Source organism: Rhodohalobacter sp. SW132, assembly GCF_003390325.1.
Taxonomy (GTDB): Bacteria; Bacteroidota; Rhodothermia; order Balneolales; family Balneolaceae; genus SW132.
On record NZ_QUOK01000014.1, the window covers coordinates 61,525 to 82,121 of the forward strand.

General features: G+C 41.2%; 14 protein-coding genes. 9 read left to right on the forward strand and 5 right to left on the reverse strand.

Annotated elements, in window-relative coordinates; translation table 11 throughout:
- Positions 1 to 136 precede the first annotated feature (136 nt).
- Positions 137 to 1,150, reverse strand: a complete 1,014-nt coding sequence (locus tag DYD21_RS19555; RefSeq protein ID WP_116038707.1) for a sulfotransferase — start codon at positions 1,148 to 1,150, stop codon at positions 137 to 139.
- A 401-nt stretch (positions 1,151 to 1,551) separates the two neighbouring features.
- Between DYD21_RS19555 and DYD21_RS19560 the strand changes: the two genes are divergently transcribed.
- Together DYD21_RS19560 and DYD21_RS19565 are read left to right on the forward strand one after the other, a co-directional pair.
- Positions 1,552 to 2,739, forward strand: a complete 1,188-nt coding sequence (locus DYD21_RS19560) for a DUF563 domain-containing protein (RefSeq protein WP_116038708.1) — start codon at positions 1,552 to 1,554, stop codon at positions 2,737 to 2,739.
- 2 nt (positions 2,740 to 2,741) lie between these two features.
- Positions 2,742 to 3,872 (forward strand): glycosyltransferase family 2 protein, encoded by a 1,131-nt coding sequence (locus DYD21_RS19565; RefSeq protein ID WP_116038709.1) that lies wholly within the window; start codon positions 2,742 to 2,744, stop codon positions 3,870 to 3,872.
- 298 nt (positions 3,873 to 4,170) lie between these two features.
- Here DYD21_RS19565 and DYD21_RS19570 read toward each other — a convergent pair whose 3' ends face one another.
- From DYD21_RS19570 to DYD21_RS19580, 3 genes are all read right to left on the reverse strand, one after another.
- A complete protein-coding gene (locus tag DYD21_RS19570) occupies positions 4,171 to 6,507 on the reverse strand; it encodes a BNR-4 repeat-containing protein (protein WP_116038710.1) in 2,337 nt (778 codons plus the stop codon).
- Positions 6,508 to 6,795: 288 nt separating this feature from the next.
- Positions 6,796 to 7,605 (reverse strand): hypothetical protein, encoded by an 810-nt coding sequence (locus DYD21_RS19575; protein WP_116038711.1) that lies wholly within the window; start codon positions 7,603 to 7,605, stop codon positions 6,796 to 6,798.
- 184 nt (positions 7,606 to 7,789) lie between these two features.
- Positions 7,790 to 8,965 (reverse strand): polysaccharide pyruvyl transferase family protein, encoded by a 1,176-nt coding sequence (locus DYD21_RS19580; RefSeq protein ID WP_116038712.1) that lies wholly within the window; start codon positions 8,963 to 8,965, stop codon positions 7,790 to 7,792.
- Positions 8,966 to 10,293: 1,328 nt separating this feature from the next.
- On the opposite strand from DYD21_RS19580, the gene DYD21_RS19585 reads away from it, so the two are divergent.
- On the forward strand, positions 10,294 to 11,196 hold the full coding sequence (locus DYD21_RS19585) for a hypothetical protein (RefSeq protein WP_116038713.1): 903 nt from the start codon (positions 10,294 to 10,296) through the stop codon (positions 11,194 to 11,196).
- Between the two features lie 1,063 nt (positions 11,197 to 12,259).
- Positions 12,260 to 13,240: a hypothetical protein gene (locus DYD21_RS19590; RefSeq protein ID WP_147303654.1), complete on the forward strand. Its 981-nt coding sequence runs from the start codon at positions 12,260 to 12,262 to the stop codon at positions 13,238 to 13,240.
- A 478-nt stretch (positions 13,241 to 13,718) separates the two neighbouring features.
- On the opposite strand, the gene DYD21_RS19595 is transcribed toward DYD21_RS19590, so the two are convergent.
- A complete protein-coding gene (locus tag DYD21_RS19595) occupies positions 13,719 to 14,564 on the reverse strand; it encodes a glycosyltransferase family 2 protein (protein ID WP_116038715.1) in 846 nt (281 codons plus the stop codon).
- Between the two features lie 1,112 nt (positions 14,565 to 15,676).
- On the opposite strand from DYD21_RS19595, the gene rfbF reads away from it, so the two are divergent.
- From rfbF to DYD21_RS19620, 5 genes are all read left to right on the forward strand, one after another.
- On the forward strand, positions 15,677 to 16,450 hold the full coding sequence (gene rfbF / locus DYD21_RS19600) for a glucose-1-phosphate cytidylyltransferase (RefSeq protein WP_116038716.1): 774 nt from the start codon (positions 15,677 to 15,679) through the stop codon (positions 16,448 to 16,450).
- Positions 16,441 to 17,529 carry a CDP-glucose 4,6-dehydratase gene (gene rfbG / locus DYD21_RS19605; protein ID WP_116038717.1) on the forward strand — a complete coding sequence of 363 codons (1,089 nt, stop codon included), beginning with the start codon at positions 16,441 to 16,443 and terminating at the stop codon, positions 17,527 to 17,529. The genes rfbF and rfbG overlap by 10 nt, the downstream gene beginning before the upstream one ends.
- 71 nt (positions 17,530 to 17,600) lie before the next feature.
- Positions 17,601 to 18,131 (forward strand): dTDP-4-dehydrorhamnose 3,5-epimerase, encoded by a 531-nt coding sequence (gene rfbC / locus DYD21_RS19610; RefSeq protein WP_116038718.1) that lies wholly within the window; start codon positions 17,601 to 17,603, stop codon positions 18,129 to 18,131.
- Positions 18,124 to 19,062 carry an NAD(P)-dependent oxidoreductase gene (locus DYD21_RS19615; protein WP_116038719.1) on the forward strand — a complete coding sequence of 313 codons (939 nt, stop codon included), beginning with the start codon at positions 18,124 to 18,126 and terminating at the stop codon, positions 19,060 to 19,062. Before rfbC ends, DYD21_RS19615 begins: the two co-directional genes overlap by 8 nt.
- A gap of 114 nt (positions 19,063 to 19,176) precedes the next feature.
- Positions 19,177 to 20,547, forward strand: a complete 1,371-nt coding sequence (locus tag DYD21_RS19620; RefSeq protein ID WP_116038720.1) for an NAD(P)/FAD-dependent oxidoreductase — start codon at positions 19,177 to 19,179, stop codon at positions 20,545 to 20,547.
- Positions 20,548 to 20,597: the final 50 nt, after the last annotated feature.

Sequence of the window (20,597 nt, forward strand, 5' to 3'; positions counted from 1 at the left end):
ATAAACCGAAGACCTGTTAAGAGATTATAACTCAGAAAGGCTAAAGTGTGGTTTTTATAGGGTTTTTATAACATTCTTTGAGCATCAAACCGCAGAGATAAAACCAAATTTTTACTGCGGATGAAAAAGAATAAGATCATGAAACTTTTTCAGTAATTTCTTGTCGCTGCAATGTATTCAGATATTCATAATTAGGCTCTGCGGCATCAGTATAGATAGAGGTAAGGTTAACTGCATCTACCATGTAGAGAATATCATCAATTTGTTTTGTCGTAAGCTGTTGCTTCCATTTCAGAAGCTGTGCATCTGCATTTTCTTTTACTTTTTCTTTTACTGAAGAGGATGGCTTATCAAGCGTTTGTAATATGTCGTTATTTACCTCAGCTCCAAGGGCATTACAAATTCTTCTGAGCTCAGAATGGTTATGTGTGATGAGTTTTTCGTAGGGTACAAGTATCCAGGGATGTTCACTGGAATGGAGAAGTGGCAGGTAGTGGTCCAGGCACCACATCAGGGTAAGGGCTTCAGTTTTTGTCGATATACGCTCTATTAACGGGGCAAAAGTATCTTGAACGGAATCGGGAAGATGGTCAATTTTTACTGTAGGTGAGGCTACTGAATCCTTTTGAACATATTCCCATGTCCATTTATCCCATTGTCCGAATCGTAGCATTGAATTTACCACAGCGCATGGATGTCGGACGATGAAGACAATCCCGCGAACATCAAACTGTTCTGCAAACCAGGGCAACATCCGGTTGATTCGGCAAAACTTGACAAGCAGCTTATCTCGCTGGCTATGTTCAAAAATACGTCCGGGAACTGATTGTGCCTCAAATAACCAGCGGGCAGACTGATCCATTTGTCCTTGAAGTACATCGGATAAAAACTTCTTCTGATCTGGTACGGACTGGCCGGGGGCGATATAGCTTCGCAGGTTGAACCCGTGTTTTTTCCGGATCTTCTTTTTTAGAAGAGGTTCGTTAATTGCTTTATACCCTGGCAATTTATGCATCGCTTCCAGTAAAAGTGTTGTACCTGAACGGGGGGAACCTGCCAACACTATAGTATCTTCAATCGCACATGAACCAATATTTCCGGCCAAACTAAAGGCGGTTCTTTGCAGTTTCCCGTTAATTCTCCTGATCATCTAAAATATGTTTAAGATTTTGACACTTTATTTATTAAATCGGATAGATTTCCTCTGTTCGTATGCAATTTCCCTATCCACTTTGTTTATAATACCTGGAAATTTTTCGAAAGTATTGTAAGTAAATCTGTTAATGGTAACAAGTGATATTAACCTGTTCTAATATTTTTGAGGCAGGCTGAAGGCACTCTCGCAAACAGAATTAAAAGGAACGATTTTTTGGAATCACACTATACGCCATTGTTCGGTTTGTTATACTCCAGGCCCGGTCGATAATTTGTGATTCATAATCACTTATCCTAATTTCATCGACGCAAACAGGCTTTGCAGACGATAAAACCGGAGAGCAGCCCATGTACAGAAATGTTGTTTAACAGAGATTACAGTATTAAATAATTTATATGCTAAAAACGCTTTGGGATAAACTCCGTGACTTTCGTAACAGAATTGCCAGAAAGGCTGTCAGAGACCGGCTTCTGTCGCCTTCCTGGTTTGGTTACAAATGGGTTGAAAAAGAGTCTGTCCATGATTATCTGGGCCGGACGAAGCACGTTAAAAAGGATGAAGTCTATGAAACAGTCCACAAGACAGAAACAGTAAAAAATCCGCTGCCCCGAAATATTGAAAAACGAAGTGAACTCCCGGATGATCGCGGATGGTGGGGATACTCATTTTGGGATGTTCCGGCCCGTACAAGTGGTGAAACATTCTTGGCTACACTGCCTGACTGTTGCGTGGTTCCATGTATAAACCCGGACGATGACCAATTCTGGGTTACCATTCTGAATAAAGATGAGCGGTCTCTGGAGATGGACCAAATTACGTTGCGGCCATGGAATATGGAGCTGCTTCGATCAGCAAACCCCCCGGTGGAGATTGAAAAGGCAACATGGTTTCTTGAGCGTGTTTTTCGCAACCATTCTCACTGGATTACATCACACCTTCCCAAGCTTATTCTCCTGAAAGAGCGGGGTCAGCTTGAAAATGTTATTTTTCCGCCCCCGGAACTCAGGACAACTGTTATAGAAAGTTCTTTTGAAATACTGAATATTGACCCGGATAAATATCGTACGTTTGATTATACCCGGCCCCTTAAAGTGAAGGAGCTAACTGTAGTGGAAAAAGACCGGTTTCGTCCTGAACTCTTACAATCGGTTCGGAATACATTTTGTGCAACACCGGGAACTCCTCACCGAAGACTTTACATTAGCAGGGCAAAAGCCAAGCGCCGGCTGCTCATCAATGAGGATGAGATCTGGCCTCTTCTTGAGAAATTGGGTTTTGAGAAAATTTTCATGGAGGATCTGAGTTTCCGCGATCAGATAACCGCCATGCAAGAGGCTGAGATTGTTGTAGCCCCGCATGGTGCAGCCATCACGAATGTTATATTTTGCTCACCGGGCACACATGTGGTTGAAATTGCGGATTTAAATTTCCCCAATCCCAACTTCTATGCGCTCTGCTCAGCTATGGGCCATCACTATTGGATTCTCAATGCAGAAAGTGTGGGAGATATGCATCCGCTGGAGAAGGATTTAAAAATTGATCCGAAGGAAGTTCAGTCTGCTGTTCAGAAAATCATACAATAATCATGGATAACGTGCAGCAAATAAAGATTTCTGTGATCATACCTTGTTATAATGAGGAGCAATTTATTGGTCAGGCCATAGGCTCTATTATCGAACAGACCCACCTGGCGGATGAAATTATTGTGGTAGACGACGGATCAGATGACCGAAGTCCTGAAATCGCCAGGAGTTTTGGCAAGAGTGTAACTGTTCTGGCCAGCGGAGGCGGAGGTGCTCCCAAGGCACGGAATCTTGGGGCCGAATACGCATCCGGTAATGCGCTGATGTTTTTTGATGCGGATGATGTGATGGGGCCGCACGTACTGGAAACCCTGGCTGAATACCTTGAAAAATATCCGGATGGAATTGCCGCCTGCCCGTGGTTCCGCCTGGAAAAAGTGGATGGTATCTGGGTAAAACGGCCGCGTTCCTGTCCTCCTCTCAGCGGTGAAAAGGATTACCTGGATGGCTGGATCAGGGAGATATACCACCCTCCGTGTTCTATTTTATGGTCCTGCACGGCCTATGAGCGAACAGGGGGATGGGATCCGCAGGTTACTGTAAATCAGGATGGCGATCTTATCATGAGGGCAATGGCAGATGGGACTAATCTTCGAATTACCGACAGGGGAGCCGCATACTACAGACGTATGCCTGAAGATCAGCTGAATGCTTCCCAGAGTGCGGGCCGGTTTACGCGTGCTGGCCGGGAGTCTCAGATTTTTGTACTCCTGAAAATTATAAAAAAGCTTGAACAGCAGGATAAACTGGACGACTATCGCCACTCCTTAACGATTACTTTAAATAAAATCTGTTTGCATTGCCAGGATTTATATCCGGATCTCGCGGAAGAGTGCCGACGGCTGATCCGGAGATTCGGAGAACCCGGTTATCTTCATTCTGCTAAAAAAATAAAAACACGGGTCAAGGCAAAGGTCCGTGCAGGATTAAACCGTTCAGGCCGCTTGCTGAATAAAATCGGGCTTTCCGGTGTTCGAAAGGCATTATCACGATTGAAAAATACTTTGAATTCAAAGGATAGTGCTGCAAAACAGAAGGTCAGGTCTGATGAGGCATCACCGGCCATTGGCGAAGAGATCAGGTACGGACTGGAAGCCTGTCAAAAAGCAGCCGGAAAAAGAAAGGGTGTTTAGTATTTGAGAACAACCTCAGTTTTGATATGTCTTTCAAACATCGTTGATGAAGTCTCCCCAAATGAAGCTGTGAGGAAATACACAGTCAAATATATGAGCCTGGACTTTTTGCCACGAAGGCACAAAGTCACGAAGACACACGAAGTATAATAAAATCATGCAAATCCACTTCGTGAATCTTCGTGTTTTCGTGCCTTCGTGGTGAATTCACTAATTCTTATCAAGTGTTGATACATTATTTTCTCACAGCCTTTCTAAGGGGGACTTTTGAGATCATGATTTTAGAAACGAACTCACGTTAGTAAGTCTCATCAAGCTCTTCTTCTTTACCCACTTCTATAAGTGATGCTCCCATCTGTTCAACTTTGGCTGATATATCCAGCCAGTTGCTATCCAGGCGCCCTTCATAAATATGTATAGCTTCTATCCAGCCCTGGAATGGCATTTCATTATTTTCCGGTTCAGGAGCAGTATGGAGGTTCCCCAGATCAGCAGGTGAGAGGTTCGAATAGCTGGTCAGTGTTTTTTTAACCTGACTCTCTTTTCCATTTAAGCGGGCAATCACAGAGCCATCTCCCAAAATGGTGAACTGAATGACAGACCGTTCAGCCTTAGCATCTGCATCTTCCCATGAGCGTGTTTTAAACAGTAAATCATCAAAAACTATTGATTCCTTTCCTGAAGGGGCCGAGAGACGAATTTCCAGAGTTTCGTTTTCTGATTTGCCAATCAAGAATTGAGTTTCTGCTCCCGGATCACTTGCGAGAATAGCAGTCTCTCCTTTCCCTTTTCTGTCTGATGCCCATACCGCTGAAATCTCAAAAGTTAGGGCCGTACCGGGTTTTTGTATGGAAAGCTGACCGATGTCGTTTTGGGTCAGAGTACCTTTGTACGAAAGCAGACAGGATGAGGGCCGGGCTTTTTTATTGGATTCAGATTGTATGGGTTGATTTTCTTCAGATGTATGATCATAGTACACAAAGAGTGTGAGATCTTCATCGGGATTAAGTTGAGGAATCTGTACGTAGAATTGGGAATCATTCAGGTTTCCGTGGTCTCCTGCAGCCAGAGCGGTCCAGTATTCCAGGTAGTTAACATAATGGCCATACTGCCAGAAAACAGGCAGATCCGGATGACGATTGATCGGGACAACCGGCCTGGAGTGAGCTTTACCCTGACCTTTTTGGCTGATGCGTGTTCTGTTCCATGTTGAGCCGTTGTCATCTGTTTGATAACGCCAGATGTGACGTGTAAGCCCATCTTCGGTGCCATCCGGATCGACAAGTGAAATGTATACCTGCGAAATATCAACCGTATCTGCCACAAATCCTCCTGAATACCTTCTTTGGCCGGTGGAGTAAATATTGGACTCTGAGTCAATCTTATTTGTCTTCCATCCTTTTCCATCCCAGAAAGCGTACCAGTATTCGTGAACCTGGTATGATTTCAAATTTTCTTTTTCACCCGAGTATACATTGAAAAGCCCGGCAATATTGCCCTGTTTATCAACCGTAATATCGTAGACCCACGCCTCTCCGGCGGACGTGGTCCCATCATAAATTTTTGTTGCCTGGGCAGGTGTAAATGGCAGGCATGATTTGTCTCCAATCAACTCACCGTCACTTTTGTGATACGTGCCTTTGGAATGATTATAATAGGCATGATAGATGGATGTTTTATTCCATTCGTCCGGATGTGCATCTGAGAAAAAGAAATGAATTTTATTTTCCTGCTGAGCAGTTACCAGGTATGGAGACCGGTTTGTTTCTTTGATAAAACGAACCGGCTTACTCCAGGTGTTGCCGCCGTCGCGGGATACAACAAATGAAGGTTGCCGGCTTATACCGGACCACGTGGTAAGCGGCCTGTACTGGCGCCATATTGTGCCATCAGGTAAGGAATAGAGATTCACATATGAATAGGCCGGGTCATACCTGGTCGGCCGGGCGGTGTTTGTAAGTTTAGCCCAGACACGCTTTGCGAAAAACCAGGGCTTAAAATTAGTTCGTTTCGCAATGCTTTGCTCCTGTGTAAAAGAAATTTCATCGTTCCAGGACGTGATATCTTCCGGGTGTTTAGAAATACGGCACCAGCTTCTGTCCGTGCTGTGTTCACCATATACAACCAGAATACGGCCATCATTACGAATGGTAATTGCCGGATTGTTGTGATCGTCCCACCAGCGACCTTCTGCACTCTGCTCGTGAGATCGCAGCTGATAGTGCTGCCAGGTGGAATGAATATGGTCAAAGGAACTAATCCACCACCCCTGGTTTGTAGTGTAATACGCGACGTAGGTTTTATCCTGTACTCCGGTGTAACGAACAGCCCGCGGGCCGCTCCAGATCGTCCAAACCGCCTGGTCGCGTAGTAATCGCTGATGAACAACCTGATCAGATGTCAGCTTTGTCGTTCCGTCAGCCGAGGTAAACACAATATCCCGGCCATCGGGAGAAGCATGGTGTGCAAGTTCAGGGTCATTCCCAAGATCAATCAACAAAGGGAAATTGGCGACACTTTTTGGGATATGGTGCCCTGATAGGGTGATTTTTTTTCGTTTTTTCCATTTAGTGTCAAGCCACGGTGAATGTTGTGATTGTCCTCTCAGCACGGATCTGTTTTTATCTTTATTCATGTTTTGGTTTAACACTCTTATAATTTTTCAAAAGCAAATAGTTTCAATTCTTCCGTAAATCCGGAATTTTTATTTGTGACACAATTTTAGTCTTCGCGGTATTTTGGTTATGTGTATAGTCCATATTTATCACCAGATATTTAATCAACAAAAGAATGGTCAACTGTTTAGGCGAATATTTGAATACACGTAAGTCAGTTTATCTGCTTATACCGCCATCAATCTATACTTTATTTTTATACACGCATCCATTGTTATCTGCAACAGTAATATTCAGTTAACTGATACTCATTTAGATAATTCGTGTAATTGTTGATCTCTGATTGTTGCCTGTATTGGAATTTTCCCATTGTTTTCCCACAGAATTATTGCTATAGAACCCTCTTTAAAACTTTTTTCAAAGTCATAAATTTCAAGATATACACTTCCATCTATTAAGAGTGCAAAATAATAGTCAAAACATATGATTTTGAATTCATACTCTCTATTTAATTCCATTATAAATTCTTTACTGCATATATCATTCTGAAACTGTCCGTTTAATACTTTATCAAAAAAAATTTTGCCTTTCTCTTGCCTGAATCTGTATCGGTTATAAAAATCACGGTATCGAAAGCCGAATTGTAGTTCCCTGAAATTTGATATTCGCTTTACATAAAATTTCCATTCAAAATTCCGCCAAATATGTTCTTCCGGCTTTAAATAGTAGTATACCCACTTATCATCTCCGGTAGCTGAAACATTAACATTCAAGTTTCCTGCATTATCCATTTCAACATCATCACCCGGTGCCTCATAATTATCAATTATAGTAACACTTCTGCCGTCTTTTAACTGCTGTCTGTCCTTCCAGCGGCTCTTAACTTTCGTCCAGTTTTCTGAATGATAAATCCAGGATGATTGTACATTCCCGACCCGTTGCGGGTAAAGTATGGCTAATTTTGTGAAACTGGATTTACGGTGTTTTTTAATTGCCAATTGCATTTTAAAATCTTGAGCATTTTCACGTAAAATGCGCATCAACGTTTTAAATTTTCTTTTAATAATGTTCATAAAATAATCTTGTGAATTAAATCTGCAACTTGCTGCTTGAAGCATTCGAAGAAGGTTAAGGACACCCGACAGCCGGCACCACGGGATTCCTTCGGAACAACCCCCCAAAAGGGTAGCCGACAGATGGTTATTTTAAAGACTTCTCGAAAATAAAATTCCTGGAACGATCAAAAGCTACTTAAAACAAGTTTTATCGAAGAGTACATTTTTCCCTGCTCCTGAGATAATCTTAAGTAGAAATAATGGATTCAACCCTTTGCCACATATTTTCAACTTCCTTTTTTTGACGTGTGGCATGTATTTGAAGCTTATCACGGAGCTGTTTGTTTTTTTCGGGTGCAAGAAATTCATTAATCTTATCAGTAATTTCCTGGCTGCTCAATCCTGGTGATATGAGGTATTCTTTACAATCATATGCATCAAAAAGCTCTTCATATTTGTGCGCCCACGAACTTGCCAGTGAGGGTGTTGCCTGGCTCAATGAACTGATAAGAGAGTGATAGCGAAAACCGATATTAGCGTAACAAGAGCCCAAAAAACCCTTACTTATTATTCCATCTTCATTAAATACTTTGATATCCTTATCAAGCTGACTAAGCAGGGTTTTTACTAATCTGTCATCATTAACTTCATGTAGAATTATTACCGGTTCAAGGTCGTTCGCTCTTACAGTCTGTATACATTCTACAAGAAAGTCGATGTACTGATTGGCTATGGTAGCATCCGTTTTATCCTGCATTCGGGCATTTGGAACTACTGCAACCCTTTTTGACCATATTTCTGAATTTGATGGAGTAGGTCCCTCAAGTAAATGGGTTACGTCAGGGCATATTTCAATCTTAGCGGGATCAATTCCTAATTCTAATATGTAGTTTTCAGAAATAGCTTCCCGGGGAAATACAAAGTCAAATAGTTCTAAAAGGTTTTTTGCATGTTTTCGAACTTCAGGATCTTCGAATGGACCAAGTGCCTGTGGCATTAGTATCAGTTTGATGCCTTTTTCACGAAGTGTTTTATAGTATTCAGCACGTTTAATCATCCGGTTTGGGGACCACTTATCACCATATGCATACCCTGAACAATCTAAAAGAGCCACTTGATGGCTGGAATTGATATATCCGATTTTTCGTAATACAGATGGAGGCAAGAGGGAAAGAAAAATTCCACGTTTGGCCACCGATAAAAATTTACTCAGGGATCGTCTATGGAATATTTCACCAATCTCATCCTTACCCGGCAGAGATGTCAGCTGCAATAATTCGGGTAAATTTTCTTGCCCTCTGATTTTTAGATCAGTCGATATGCTGAGTGCATAATGCGGTTCAATTCGCTCCGCCACTGAGCGAAGAGTCAACTCATCTCCTTTATTTTTTAACACTGGTCCTAAAATCTCTACACTTTTCATTCTTTTGCCAACAATTATTTAATTTATTTTCTATTTTTTCTCAAGCAAGCCAGTGATATAGGCGGTGAAACGTTTTAAATAGCTGAAGCATATAATATCGATTCCAGCAAAAGCGCGGTAAATAATACCGCCCAGCTTTTAACTGCGGCCAATCTTTTTACCCGGGATCAATAAAAACTGATTTTATTTAAGCTATTTATATATAAAGATTACCTTGATAAGTTTCCGAACCCGATTTTGATCCTGAGTGCACCCATTAATTTTAAGCCATCTTAATTGCGAATGGGGTACAATGGCAAATAATTATACTTTAATGTGTATTAGGCCTGTATCACTTGTCCAAATCACAAAAAAATGCTGTTGAATCACCCTAAACCTAAGCTTTTACTGGCTGTGAAGAATGTAACATTATTTGCCTAAATTATGCATATGGCAGAGCGGTTTAATTTTACGAAGCTGGTAACCAACCTGGCACAGGTAAGAATTCTAACCGCATTAACAGCTGGGCGCATCTTGTCACTTTACTGATTTGCCAATACTCAAAGCTTAATTCCCTTCATGAAGAGTAAATTGGACTGTAATTAGCCAGTGGAAACCTCAATTATATTGGAGTGGCCCGTGTCCGAAAATCGGATCAGCACATCTTAATTTCGATAAAATATTGAGTTGAATCATCCCCTAACGCTTGAGAAGTATACGGTAGCATTAGGGCGGGTATTGATCAATTTGCCCAGAACTATCAAACCTACTGAGAGATCAAGAATTCCCCTAAAGTGATCAAACTGCTCTATAACCGATAGAAGCAATTGCTCATCTCATTTACAGTTTGGCATGGATAAAAAAATATGGAACATCTTATTTATTATTGAATTCTAAGTGTACATACACAATAGAATTAGATCAGCATTAATTTAAATTTCAGCTGTGTGGTATTTGTTTTTTTAAGATCAGTAGAGCACACGACTGCACATCAGGTCTGGACAATCATCACCGGTAGTTCTGCACCCATTGATATCCTATATACTCAAAGTCCATATTGATATCCTATATACTCAAAGTCCATGATGTTCATATGGATCCCTGAGCGAAAATAGAGAATCAGAGCTTACAAATCGTAACTTACGCGCCTTGAATTCTAAAGTCAGCAGTATTGTGTCAAAAGCAGGTGTTCAGTTTGACATCATCGGATGAGTCACACATGAATTAGATATTCACTCATGGCGACTCAATTTTGAAATAACTTTTCCGATGATTTGAAACAACAACTTTACCAGGAATCATTAATTGCTCCTATAACCGCATGTTCCAGGATCTCATAATTTCTGAATATGATTAAAACCATCAAAAAAGGAATAAAATCTTCGTTTGAAATCATCGGCTATGAGCTGAAGCAAAAGCAGCGGAACGGCAGCAAAACCATGCGAAAGAGCTCTCTACCTGTTATGTACGATGATGTTATTGAAGCACTGCACTGCCAGCGTGGGGGCACACAGGTTTCTTTTACGTGCCCGATTCAAAAGTGCGTACACAGAACGGGGTTAAATTTTTTTGAAAAAAGCTGGCACCCTTTTGTTGAGGTTTTAAAGGAGTATGAGACAGATAATGATCTGACATATGGAAACTCCATTCTGAAAAAATTCTATGAAAGGTGGCAGCCACGGTCAGCAGCAGAAGCACTGGTCGGTATAGAACCGGCTCCTGTTGTATTAAAAAGGTTACCTCCCCACTTGGTCTATCTCACTCCGTGGAGTTCACGCACTCCGAAACGAATGGATAAAATCGTAAGATCCTGGCATAAGGGAGATGATATTGAACATGGCAAGCCACATTTTTCGATTGAGGAACATGGATTCCGAGATTACGGCCCTGTTTCAGATGAAAAGGGACAATTAGAGTTCGATAGACTGATTAATGTATATCGGTCTATTTCAGAAAGCGGGTACGATCGGTCCCATGGAGATATAGAGGTTCTGGTTTTAAAGCGGGGAGAGGAATTCAGATTCATTAACAAAGGGGGCGGGTACCACAGAGCTGCGGCGATGGCTGCATTGGGTCATAAAACAGTTCCGGCTAAATTTTTTGATCCATGGATCATCACCCTGGAAGATATTGAATACTGGCCCCAGGTACGTACAGGAGTATGGGGCAAGGAGGAGGCAGAAAACTATTTTCATCACTTGTTCGATTTTAATAATCGTGAATGGGCAAAAAGAGTGGGTTTAATGGCTTAATTATAGAAGTGAAAGTTACGGAGTTCGAATGATGCCGTGCCTATGGCGCTTCTTTAAAAATGGGCCTGCCTGCACCTCAGGGATTCACCTTGTAAACCTCTGGGGCTTTTATGCTGCCCCGGAACGAGGCTGGCTTGTAACCATCAAAAGGTGAATGCATTTGATTGCGTTGAATAATCCGAACCTAAAAAATAATAATGCTCAACACACACGATGTGTAGCCTAAAGAACTGTATGTAAATAGATCTGTGTTAAAGGCTAAAATCCAAGCACCCTCGGTGCGTCATATCCGTAGCCCCAGGCCACTGCGTAGCGGTGGCCTGGGGTTAAGAGCTAATATGAAAATTGGGAGCGCCGTAGGTGCGTTATATCCGTAGTCCAGTACGACGACCAACCCACCATTACCCAAAATATATTTTATTGAAATCAGAGCTCGAATGATGCCGCACCTACGGCGCTTATTATTAATGAGGCCTCCGTATACCCCACGAAAATGCTTCGCATTCCCGTGGGGCTTTTACGGATATGCCGCCCCGAAACGGGGCTGGTTACACCCCATGAAAAGGTGAACACCATTGAATGAATCGAATAATTTGAACCTTTAAATCTGAGTTCGCTTGTAAAATCTGAATATAAATATAAAAGCCCGCCTTCTTTTTGGGAGACTTCTTCTTGAATAATTTGAAAAGATTATGAATCGAACTAAGGTTCTAAAATAATGCTGAACTGAACAATGTGGGCCTGAAAAACGGTTCGAAAATATATCTGAGTAAGAGACAATAAACCAAGCATCTTAGGTGCGGCATATCCGTAGGCCAAGTACACTGCGAAGCGGCGGCCATGGATTACTTTAATAAAACTTATTTTGTAGCCACTACACCTCCAAATTGAGGAACATGAGCTGAAATTGCTCTCGTTTTTGATTATTTCCTCAGCGAATATGCCTTTTCTGTTTTAGAATCACTACTTTCACTATTCAATAAAAAGAATTGAATATTTGATTGGTATGGGGAAGAGGCAGGTTACGTTGCACCTGGGAATGTCAAAAACCGGAACTACATTTTTGCAAAAGGTATTCTTTCCGAAACTGCAGAGTGTCAATTTTAAAAATCAGCCGCGTACCGATATTATCGAAGGCGGTCCCTATCAGGGGTTGCTGGCACGTGCATTTAAGCGATCCCCTTATATTTGGGATGAGATTGGGGATCAACTATTCGGTGAATTATTTGACGGGCTGGAGCCTGGCAGTTTACCTGAACAGATCCTTATTTCTGATCAATCAGCCGGACCCGCAATGACGGAACATGAGCCGTATACAGGTTCATACTGGGAAAAAGAACGTAAAGATCCATTTCTGCTGGCAAATCATCTAAAATGTTTTATAGAAGAAGCCAAAAGGTGGGGGATCACAAATGTTCAGGTTCTGCTTGTTTTCAGGCGGCAAGATGAATGGATCGCCTCAAAATATGCACAAAGATCTGATCGGCTGGAACATGCTTCTCAAGAGCATTTTGAGGAACGGATACGCTATACTTTGAGTCGTTCAGCCGGTTACTTCACTGACGGAATTGTATTAGACTACAACCGCCTCTGCCATCAACTCACAGAAGCAGTTGGGAAATACAATTTGTTGATGGTTCCCTACGAATGGCTTCAGCAAGATAAGGCCGGGTTTCTCACCTCTATTTCAAAATTTATTTCAGATGAAAATGGATACGATACAGAAACAGAATCAGTGAGAAGAATTTTGAAGTCAGGTAAAAATCAAAAGAAAAATGTGCGTTCTTTATCTGAAAACACATGGGAACTGCGCCAAAATCATAGTGACATTCCATCCATTCGCCTTCGGCCCGCCAGGATATGGAATGCTCTGGGACTTCCATCGGAAATTTCACTTTCAATGAAAACTTTGAAGAAACCTGAAGTGATTGTTTTGAAGGAATCGATGAGAAATGAGATAATTAATGTATACAAAGCCAGCAATCGGGCTCTATCTGAAAAATTAGGACTGGATTTGGCTAGATATGGTTACTATAGTTCGTGATAATATTAGTGACTCTACCATCGAGAGGCTGTGAGAATTTACGTACTCATTTGTTGGCATTATTTATTTTTTAAGGTGTCAAAGCTTGTATTGAAGCTCCCGGCGGAAGAGGACAGGGGTGGGTCAGAATGGCTGGAAGCATTGAATGTACAACAAACCTTCATTTACTTAGGCACAATTTCTTTGGAAAACAATTTTCTCACAGCCTATCAAAGGGGGAGTTATCCTTTGAGGCTGTTCCAAATGTATTCACTGAAATCTCAAAACCTAAAGACCTTAAGCAGGCTATGAATGGATTAATGAGCTCCCCTCCATATGGAGTGTATTTGCGACATAGGGAGGGGCCGGGGGTGGGTCAAAAGACCGGGCGCTCAAATACAACTCATAAACTTAATTTAGTTAGGCGCTGATTAATGGGTATCCACTTTTTGAACAGACTCGGAATTAGACCATATAAGATTAAACGGGAAAACCCCGATCAGGTAAGAAAAACGAGCAGATTTTTCAAAGCTTTCATAGGCTTCAGAATTGCACTGCCTAACTTGTGTGAGTATGAGTTCTTATAGACCGAAATAGTCCTCATATGCTGCTGAATCTGTTTCTCTCTTTCGTAAATGACATCCCGGATATGATTTTTAAAAAGAGATTCATGCTTTTCTGTGAGATACTTCATGATTTCAGGTCGTATACAAACATCCCGGTCGTATTGAGAATTTTCAATATTTCTGTAGTAAAAAAGATATTCCGGGATTGAATATACGATCCAACCCTGTTTGGTCACGTTTATAGCAAACTCCCAATCTTCAAATCCGGGGATCTCTTCATCATAGCCGCTTGCATCTTCCCAGCATTTAAACCTGAAGAGCAGAGATGCATTGGCCTTATTACCAATAATAAATGATGATGAATCACCCCCCTCTTTTATCGCACGTTTTTGATGATCCTTATATATCCGGGTGATATAAGAGGTAACCATTCCGACCTGGGGCCTTTCGTTTAAAATATCAACACTCTTTTCCAGAAATGTCGGATCGAACTTATCATCGGCATCCAGGGTAAGAATATACTCACCGCTGCTCCGTTCAATTCCATAATTTCTTGCAGAGGCTGGCCCGCCATTCTCTTTTTTTAGAACAGTGGCTTTTGGATGATCGATTTTTTCGAGCTTTTTGATAGTAGACTTCTCATCGGACCCGTCATCAACAATAATAATTTCAAAATTTTGATAGGTCTGTTCCAGAATGCACTCAACGGCATCATGAATAAACCTGCCATCATTGTAGCAGGGTATGATAACACTTACTAAATTGGCATTCCGGTTCATGGTATAGTTTAGAAATTCAAAAAGTGGTCAGATTCAGATTGAGTCATTTTTCTCAAATAAACCCTGAGTAAAAACGCAAAATCCGGTAGAAATCGATAGCTGATCTTAAATGGTTGTATACACTATGAGAGTGCACAAAATGTGTTACTGTGATAGCTGAGGTATGTTAATAATGTTGTATGCTGAGATTTATATAATGTTCCATTCAATTAGAATAATTTCTGCCTGCGATAAAACCTTCCGGTGACACCGTAATCGTTCAGAGAAAAATTAAAATGGAAAATGAGCAAGTAAAGTCCGGAAGGGGCCTTCAATTAGAGAATTTATCATCTCTAACGTGCAATTTCCTGTCAGCGGGGAGATCGGCAGAACACGTTCCTCCTTTATAGACAGTATCATGATGTTTCCAATAATATCTATTGAGCAATTTGTATTTAATTCAGGATACATATGTTACAAAAAACGCATTGAATATTATGTATCTCACGGGTGAAACAGACTTCTTGGAAGCACGAAATTTAAGGCGTGCAGAAGACTTTGATATCAGAAGGCTCCATTCAAACATTAAATATCAAATAGCCTGTCTTAATAAACAAAATAAATCCTTTCAACATTTGGATTTAATTTGTTGACAGATGATATATTTCTGCCCCTTCTATTTGGGATTTTTATAACCATCATAAATTTAATTTGAATATAAAAAAAACACGTGTTTGAGTAACATTAGAATTGGGGTTTCAGGTTATTTCTAAATCTTGTTACCTGTTGGGCTGTAAATGGTTTTAGTCCTTCCCCGGTTTTTATCAATGGTTAAGTATCCACTGAGAGTTAAGCACTGGATGAGTTCCCATTCGCAATAGGTTGATACGGTATGTCCCGATTTTTTCGAAGTACTCAACCAATGCCATAACCCCTGAGCAAGATCCACGGCTATGCAGCACCCTGAAAATTAATTCACTTTTGCAGGGTATGATTTTATCATTTTTGAGCAAGGGGAACAGTGTATTATAATATTCTTTATTAATTAATTTTAACTACAAACAGTCTGAAAAAAAGTAGTCTTTACGTATGAGATAGATAAATTCATCATCATATTGCAAAACTATTTAATTATGAAAGCTATAATATTAGCGGGCGGACACGGGACAAGGTTAAGTGAGGAGACACAAGTCAGGCCAAAACCGATGGTTGAAATCGGTAATAAGCCTATCCTTTGGCACATTATGAAGATTTACTCCTTTCATGGAGTGAATGAGTTTATAATCTGCTGCGGATATAAGGGGGAGATCATTAAGGAGTATTTTGCAAATTACTATTTGCACCAGTCAGATGTTACGTTTGACATGGAGAATAACGAGATGAAAGTTCACCATAATAAAGCTGAGCCATGGAAAGTAACTCTGGTGAATACTGGGCTGAATACGATGACCGGCGGAAGAATAAAAAGAGTAAAAGAACTCATCGGAGGTGAACCTTTTCACCTGACGTACGGGGATGGAGTCAGCAATATTGATATCGGTAAGTTGGTTGACTTTCACAAATCCAACGACATGCTGGCTACATTAACTGCAGTACAGCCACCGGGACGATTTGGTACATTTACATTGAAAAAAGAGCAAACGGTTATAAAGAATTTCAGGGAAAAACCTAAAGATGATAGTGCCTGGGTGAATGGAGGATTTTTTGTACTCGAACCGAAGGTGATTGATTATATAACAGATGATTCAACAGTCTGGGAGCAGGAGCCTTTAACGAGATTAGCAAATGAAGGACAACTTGGAGCTTACAGGCACCACGGTTTCTGGCAGCCCATGGATACGCTGCGGGATAAAATGTATCTTGAAAGTAAGTGGGAAGAGGGAGCTCCCTGGCGGATATGGAAATAAACAGATCGTTCTGGAACGGGAAAAAAGTTTTTATCACAGGGCATACCGGTTTCAAAGGGAGCTGGTTGTCATTCTGGCTGACAGAGCTGGGAGCTAAGGTAAAAGGGTATGCGTTACCACCGGCAGAAACACCCAATCTGTTTGAATCCTTAAAGCTGGAACAGCGAATTCAATCTGTTTTTGGAGATATCAGGGATTTTGACCGAATGAAAAATGAGATGTTGGATTTCGAACCTGAAATCATTTTTCATATGGCAGCCCAGGCTCTCGTGCGTGAATCATACGAAAATCCGCTGGAGACTTTCGAATCGAATGTCATGGGAACAGCAAATCTGCTTGAAGCTGTACGTTCCGTTCCGGGCGTGAGATCACTTATTTCGGTTACCAGTGATAAGTGTTATGAAAACAAAGAATGGGACTGGAAATACCGTGAAATTGACCCGGTTGGAGGGCGTGATCCCTATTCGGCAAGTAAAGGATGCGCCGAGCTGATAACTTCATCTTTCAGAAGATCATTTTTTAATGATGATTCAGACGGGGGATTAAAAACCGGAATTGCAACAGTACGGGCGGGTAATGTGATTGGCGGAGGAGACTGGAGCAGAGACAGACTGATTCCCGATATTATGAGATCCTTCTCTGAACGAAAAGCTGTAATCATCAGAAATCCGTCAGCCGTAAGGCCCTGGCAGTATATTCTGGACCTGCTGAATGGATATATGATACTGGCTGAAAAGTTGTATGATGATCCCGGAACATTTTCTGAAGCATGGAATTTTGGTCCATCAGAACGCGATGAGCAGTCTGTTGAATTTATTACCGACAAAATGATCAAAGTGTGGGGGGATGGAGCGTCATGGAAGCTTGATAAAACCGCGAACCCGCACGAAGCGAAATATTTAAAACTTGATAGTTCCAAGTCACGAATGAGACTCCGTTGGTCTACTCAGGTTAATTTACCGCAGGCACTGGAGTATCTGACGTTGTGGTATAAAAAATATTTCGAAGGCGCTGATATGGTTGAATTCACCCGGCAACAAATCAAAAAATTTGAAGAGGAACTAAAACTGACTCAATGATCACTCTTTGGCTGAATCAGTATGTACACAACATTAGATTAGAATTGAACTGCATTTAATTTATATAGCACATGAAATATACCGAGACACCCATAGAAGGAGCTGTGATTATTGAGCTCGAAAAACATGAAGATGCCAGGGGTTTTTTTGCCAGGGGTTTTTGCAAAAAAGAGTTCGAAGAACATGGACTGGAACATGAAATTGTGCAGTGCAATTTTTCAAAAAGCGTGAAGAAAGGCACGCTTCGGGGAATGCACTACCAGTCCCCCCCTCATGCGGAGGTGAAAATGGTACGTTGTCTGAACGGTGCAATTTACGATGTGATTGTGGATATTAGAAAAGATTCGCCTACCTATAAACAGTGGTTTGGTGTGAAACTGACAGATAAGGACTATAAAATGCTCTATATACCTAAAGGGCTCGCACACGGCTTTCAAACCCTTGAAGAAAACTCAGTGATATTCTACATGGTAACCGAAAATTACAACCAGCAATCAGAAAGGGGCGTACGCTGGAATGACCCCGCGTTTGACATTGACTGGCCGCTGTCTGTAACTGAGATTTCTGAAAAGGATCAAGCATTTACCGATTATTATGAATAAAGTACTGGTTACAGGAGCAACAGGATTTATTGGAAGGCATACTCTGAAAAAATTGTGTGATAGATTTGATCACGTGTACGCGGTATACAGAAATGAGTCTTTGGCTGTTGCAAATGATAATCTAACCTGGCATGAAGCAGATCTTCTTTCCGATGAAGAGACATGTGCACTATTTGAAGAATGTGCCCCCACTCACCTGCTTCATTTAGCCTGGTATGCTGAACACGGAAAGTACGGACATTCTGAAAAAAACATTGACTGGCTGACATCAAGCCTGCATTTAATCAGGGAATTCAGAAAAAACGGTGGGAAAAGAGTTATATGTGCAGGAACCTGTTTCGAGTATAATCTTGATCACGGAACTCTTTCAGAAACAGATACACCGCTGGAGCCCGAACTTATATATGGTGAATCGAAGAAGAGCCTTTACAATATGCTTTCCTCCTATTCTGAACTTACAGGATTAAGCAGCGCATGGGGACGGGTTTTCTACCTCTACGGGCCGCATGAAAATCCGGGGCGGCTGGTATCATCAGTGATTCGGAGTTTAATTCTGAATCAGCCGGCGAAAAGTTCTGCCGGCGAACAGAAGAAAGATTTTTTGCATGTATATGATGTCGCGGATGCCTTTGTGGAACTTCTGTCAAGTAATTTAACTGGAGCAGTGAATATTGGTTCGGGAAACGCCATTGCCGTGAAGGATATCGTAATAAAAATCGGCGCATTTACCGGAAAAGAACACCTTGTAGAACTTGGAGCTCTTCCAACAAGACAAAATGAAAGGCAACTGATTCAGGCAGATACTCAGAGACTGACGCATGAACTAAATTGGCATCCGGGTTATACCCTGGACGAAGGATTAAAACAAACGATTCAATGGTGGGAAGATCATTTAGATTTAGACAATGAAGCTTTAAAAAACGCTATTTAACAAGTTTACAGTTGAAAGACCGGCTGTTTTACAATTGGATTAAATCATAAAACAGATGCAGATAGTTTTATTTAGCCGGATAAAATTATTCGTGTTACAACTATTACAGATGGCATGGACGAGAAAATAATTATTTTAGGTGCCGGCCTCACAGGCCTGAGTACATCATATCACATCGGACACGATCGGTGTGTACTGTTGGAAAAGAAAAAGAAAGCTTATGGACATATTCAATCTGAGGAGATTGATGGGTTTACATGGGATGAAGGCCCCCATCTTTCATTTACAAAATATGATTATGTTAAAGAGCTATTTGAAAAAAGTGTGGAAGGAAATTTTCTTGAGTATGAAGTGAAAACCGCCAATTATTATAAAGGTCACTGGATCCCACACCCGGCACAAACCAATCTGTTTGCAGTACCGGAGAAACTGAGAGAAGAGTGCCTTGCAGATTTTCGTAAACAGCGAAAAAAAGATCGTGAATCGGCTCCCAAAAACTATGATGAATGGCTGAAATATGCCTATGGTGACACCTTTGCAGAGACCTTTCCCTCGGCATACACAGAGAAATACTGGACAATAGAACCTGAAAAACTGGATACCGACTGGGTGGGAAAACGAATGTATTACCCCAGTGTGGATGATGTGGAAAATGGAGCAAAAGGCCCTCTGCCGGAAGAGACTCACTACATTAAGAAAATACGATACCCGGAAAGCGGTGGATATCAATCCTATGGCCAGATTTTTAAAAATGGCGCAAATATTGAATATGGCTCTGAAGTTACAGCCATCAGCTTTAAAGAGAAAAAAATTACGCTAAATGACTCAAAGACGCTCCATTACGATACATTAATAAATACACTTCCCCTCGATTACCTGATATCAATCAGTGACGCACCCGGGGAGGTGAAAAAAGCGGCTCAAAAACTATTGTGTACATCCGTACTGCTGGTAAATGTTGCGGCTGACCATCCTACAGCCCGCCCTGAAAACTGGTTTTATGTGTATGATAAAGACAAATTTTCAACCCGAATCAACTGTACGGAAAAACTTTCACCAAATAATGCTCCTGATGGCAAAACCGGGGTTCAGGTAGAAGTCTACTTTTCTGATGAAAAACCGATGAATGAACCTGTAGATGAGATTGCTGACAAAGTAGTTGAGGAACTGGTTGAAATGGGATTTGTCCATTCTAAAGAAGATGTAATCTATACCCATAAAAAATTTATTAAATGGGCCAATGTTACATTTGACCTGAACCGAAAGGAAGCACATCACAAAATTCTCTCGTGGCTGGAAAAATATGGCCTTAAACGAGAAGCTGATGACCTGGAACCGACAACGGATTGGGATGCAAAACTTGAAACTGTTCAAAAAAATAATGCGGAATTGCTTCTTGCCGGTCGTTTTGGCCAGTGGAAGTATTACTGGACCGATGATTGCGTCCTCAGAGGAAAATATATTGCAGAAAGTTTGTCAAATTAACCTGGATACAATTCTGATACATAGTAATAATGGCTAATACTGTCCAAACA

Bases quoted from the DNA above. Each gene is read 5' to 3' on its own strand.
- DYD21_RS19555 (WP_116038707.1), bottom strand. From the start codon at position 1,150: ATGATCAGGAGAATTAACGGGAAACTGCAAAGAACCGCCTTTAGTTTG.
- DYD21_RS19560 (WP_116038708.1), top strand. From the start codon at position 1,552: ATGCTAAAAACGCTTTGGGATAAACTCCGTGACTTTCGTAACAGAATT.
- DYD21_RS19565 (WP_116038709.1), top strand. From the start codon at position 2,742: ATGGATAACGTGCAGCAAATAAAGATTTCTGTGATCATACCTTGTTAT.
- DYD21_RS19570 (WP_116038710.1), bottom strand. From the start codon at position 6,507: ATGAATAAAGATAAAAACAGATCCGTGCTGAGAGGACAATCACAACAT.
- DYD21_RS19575 (WP_116038711.1), bottom strand. From the start codon at position 7,605: ATGCTTCAAGCAGCAAGTTGCAGATTTAATTCACAAGATTATTTTATG.
- DYD21_RS19580 (WP_116038712.1), bottom strand. From the start codon at position 8,965: ATGAAAAGTGTAGAGATTTTAGGACCAGTGTTAAAAAATAAAGGAGAT.
- DYD21_RS19585 (WP_116038713.1), top strand. From the start codon at position 10,294: ATGATTAAAACCATCAAAAAAGGAATAAAATCTTCGTTTGAAATCATC.
- DYD21_RS19595 (WP_116038715.1), bottom strand. From the start codon at position 14,564: ATGAACCGGAATGCCAATTTAGTAAGTGTTATCATACCCTGCTACAAT.
- rfbF (WP_116038716.1), top strand. From the start codon at position 15,677: ATGAAAGCTATAATATTAGCGGGCGGACACGGGACAAGGTTAAGTGAG.
- rfbG (WP_116038717.1), top strand. From the start codon at position 16,441: ATGGAAATAAACAGATCGTTCTGGAACGGGAAAAAAGTTTTTATCACA.
- rfbC (WP_116038718.1), top strand. From the start codon at position 17,601: ATGAAATATACCGAGACACCCATAGAAGGAGCTGTGATTATTGAGCTC.
- DYD21_RS19615 (WP_116038719.1), top strand. From the start codon at position 18,124: ATGAATAAAGTACTGGTTACAGGAGCAACAGGATTTATTGGAAGGCAT.
- DYD21_RS19620 (WP_116038720.1), top strand. From the start codon at position 19,177: ATGGACGAGAAAATAATTATTTTAGGTGCCGGCCTCACAGGCCTGAGT.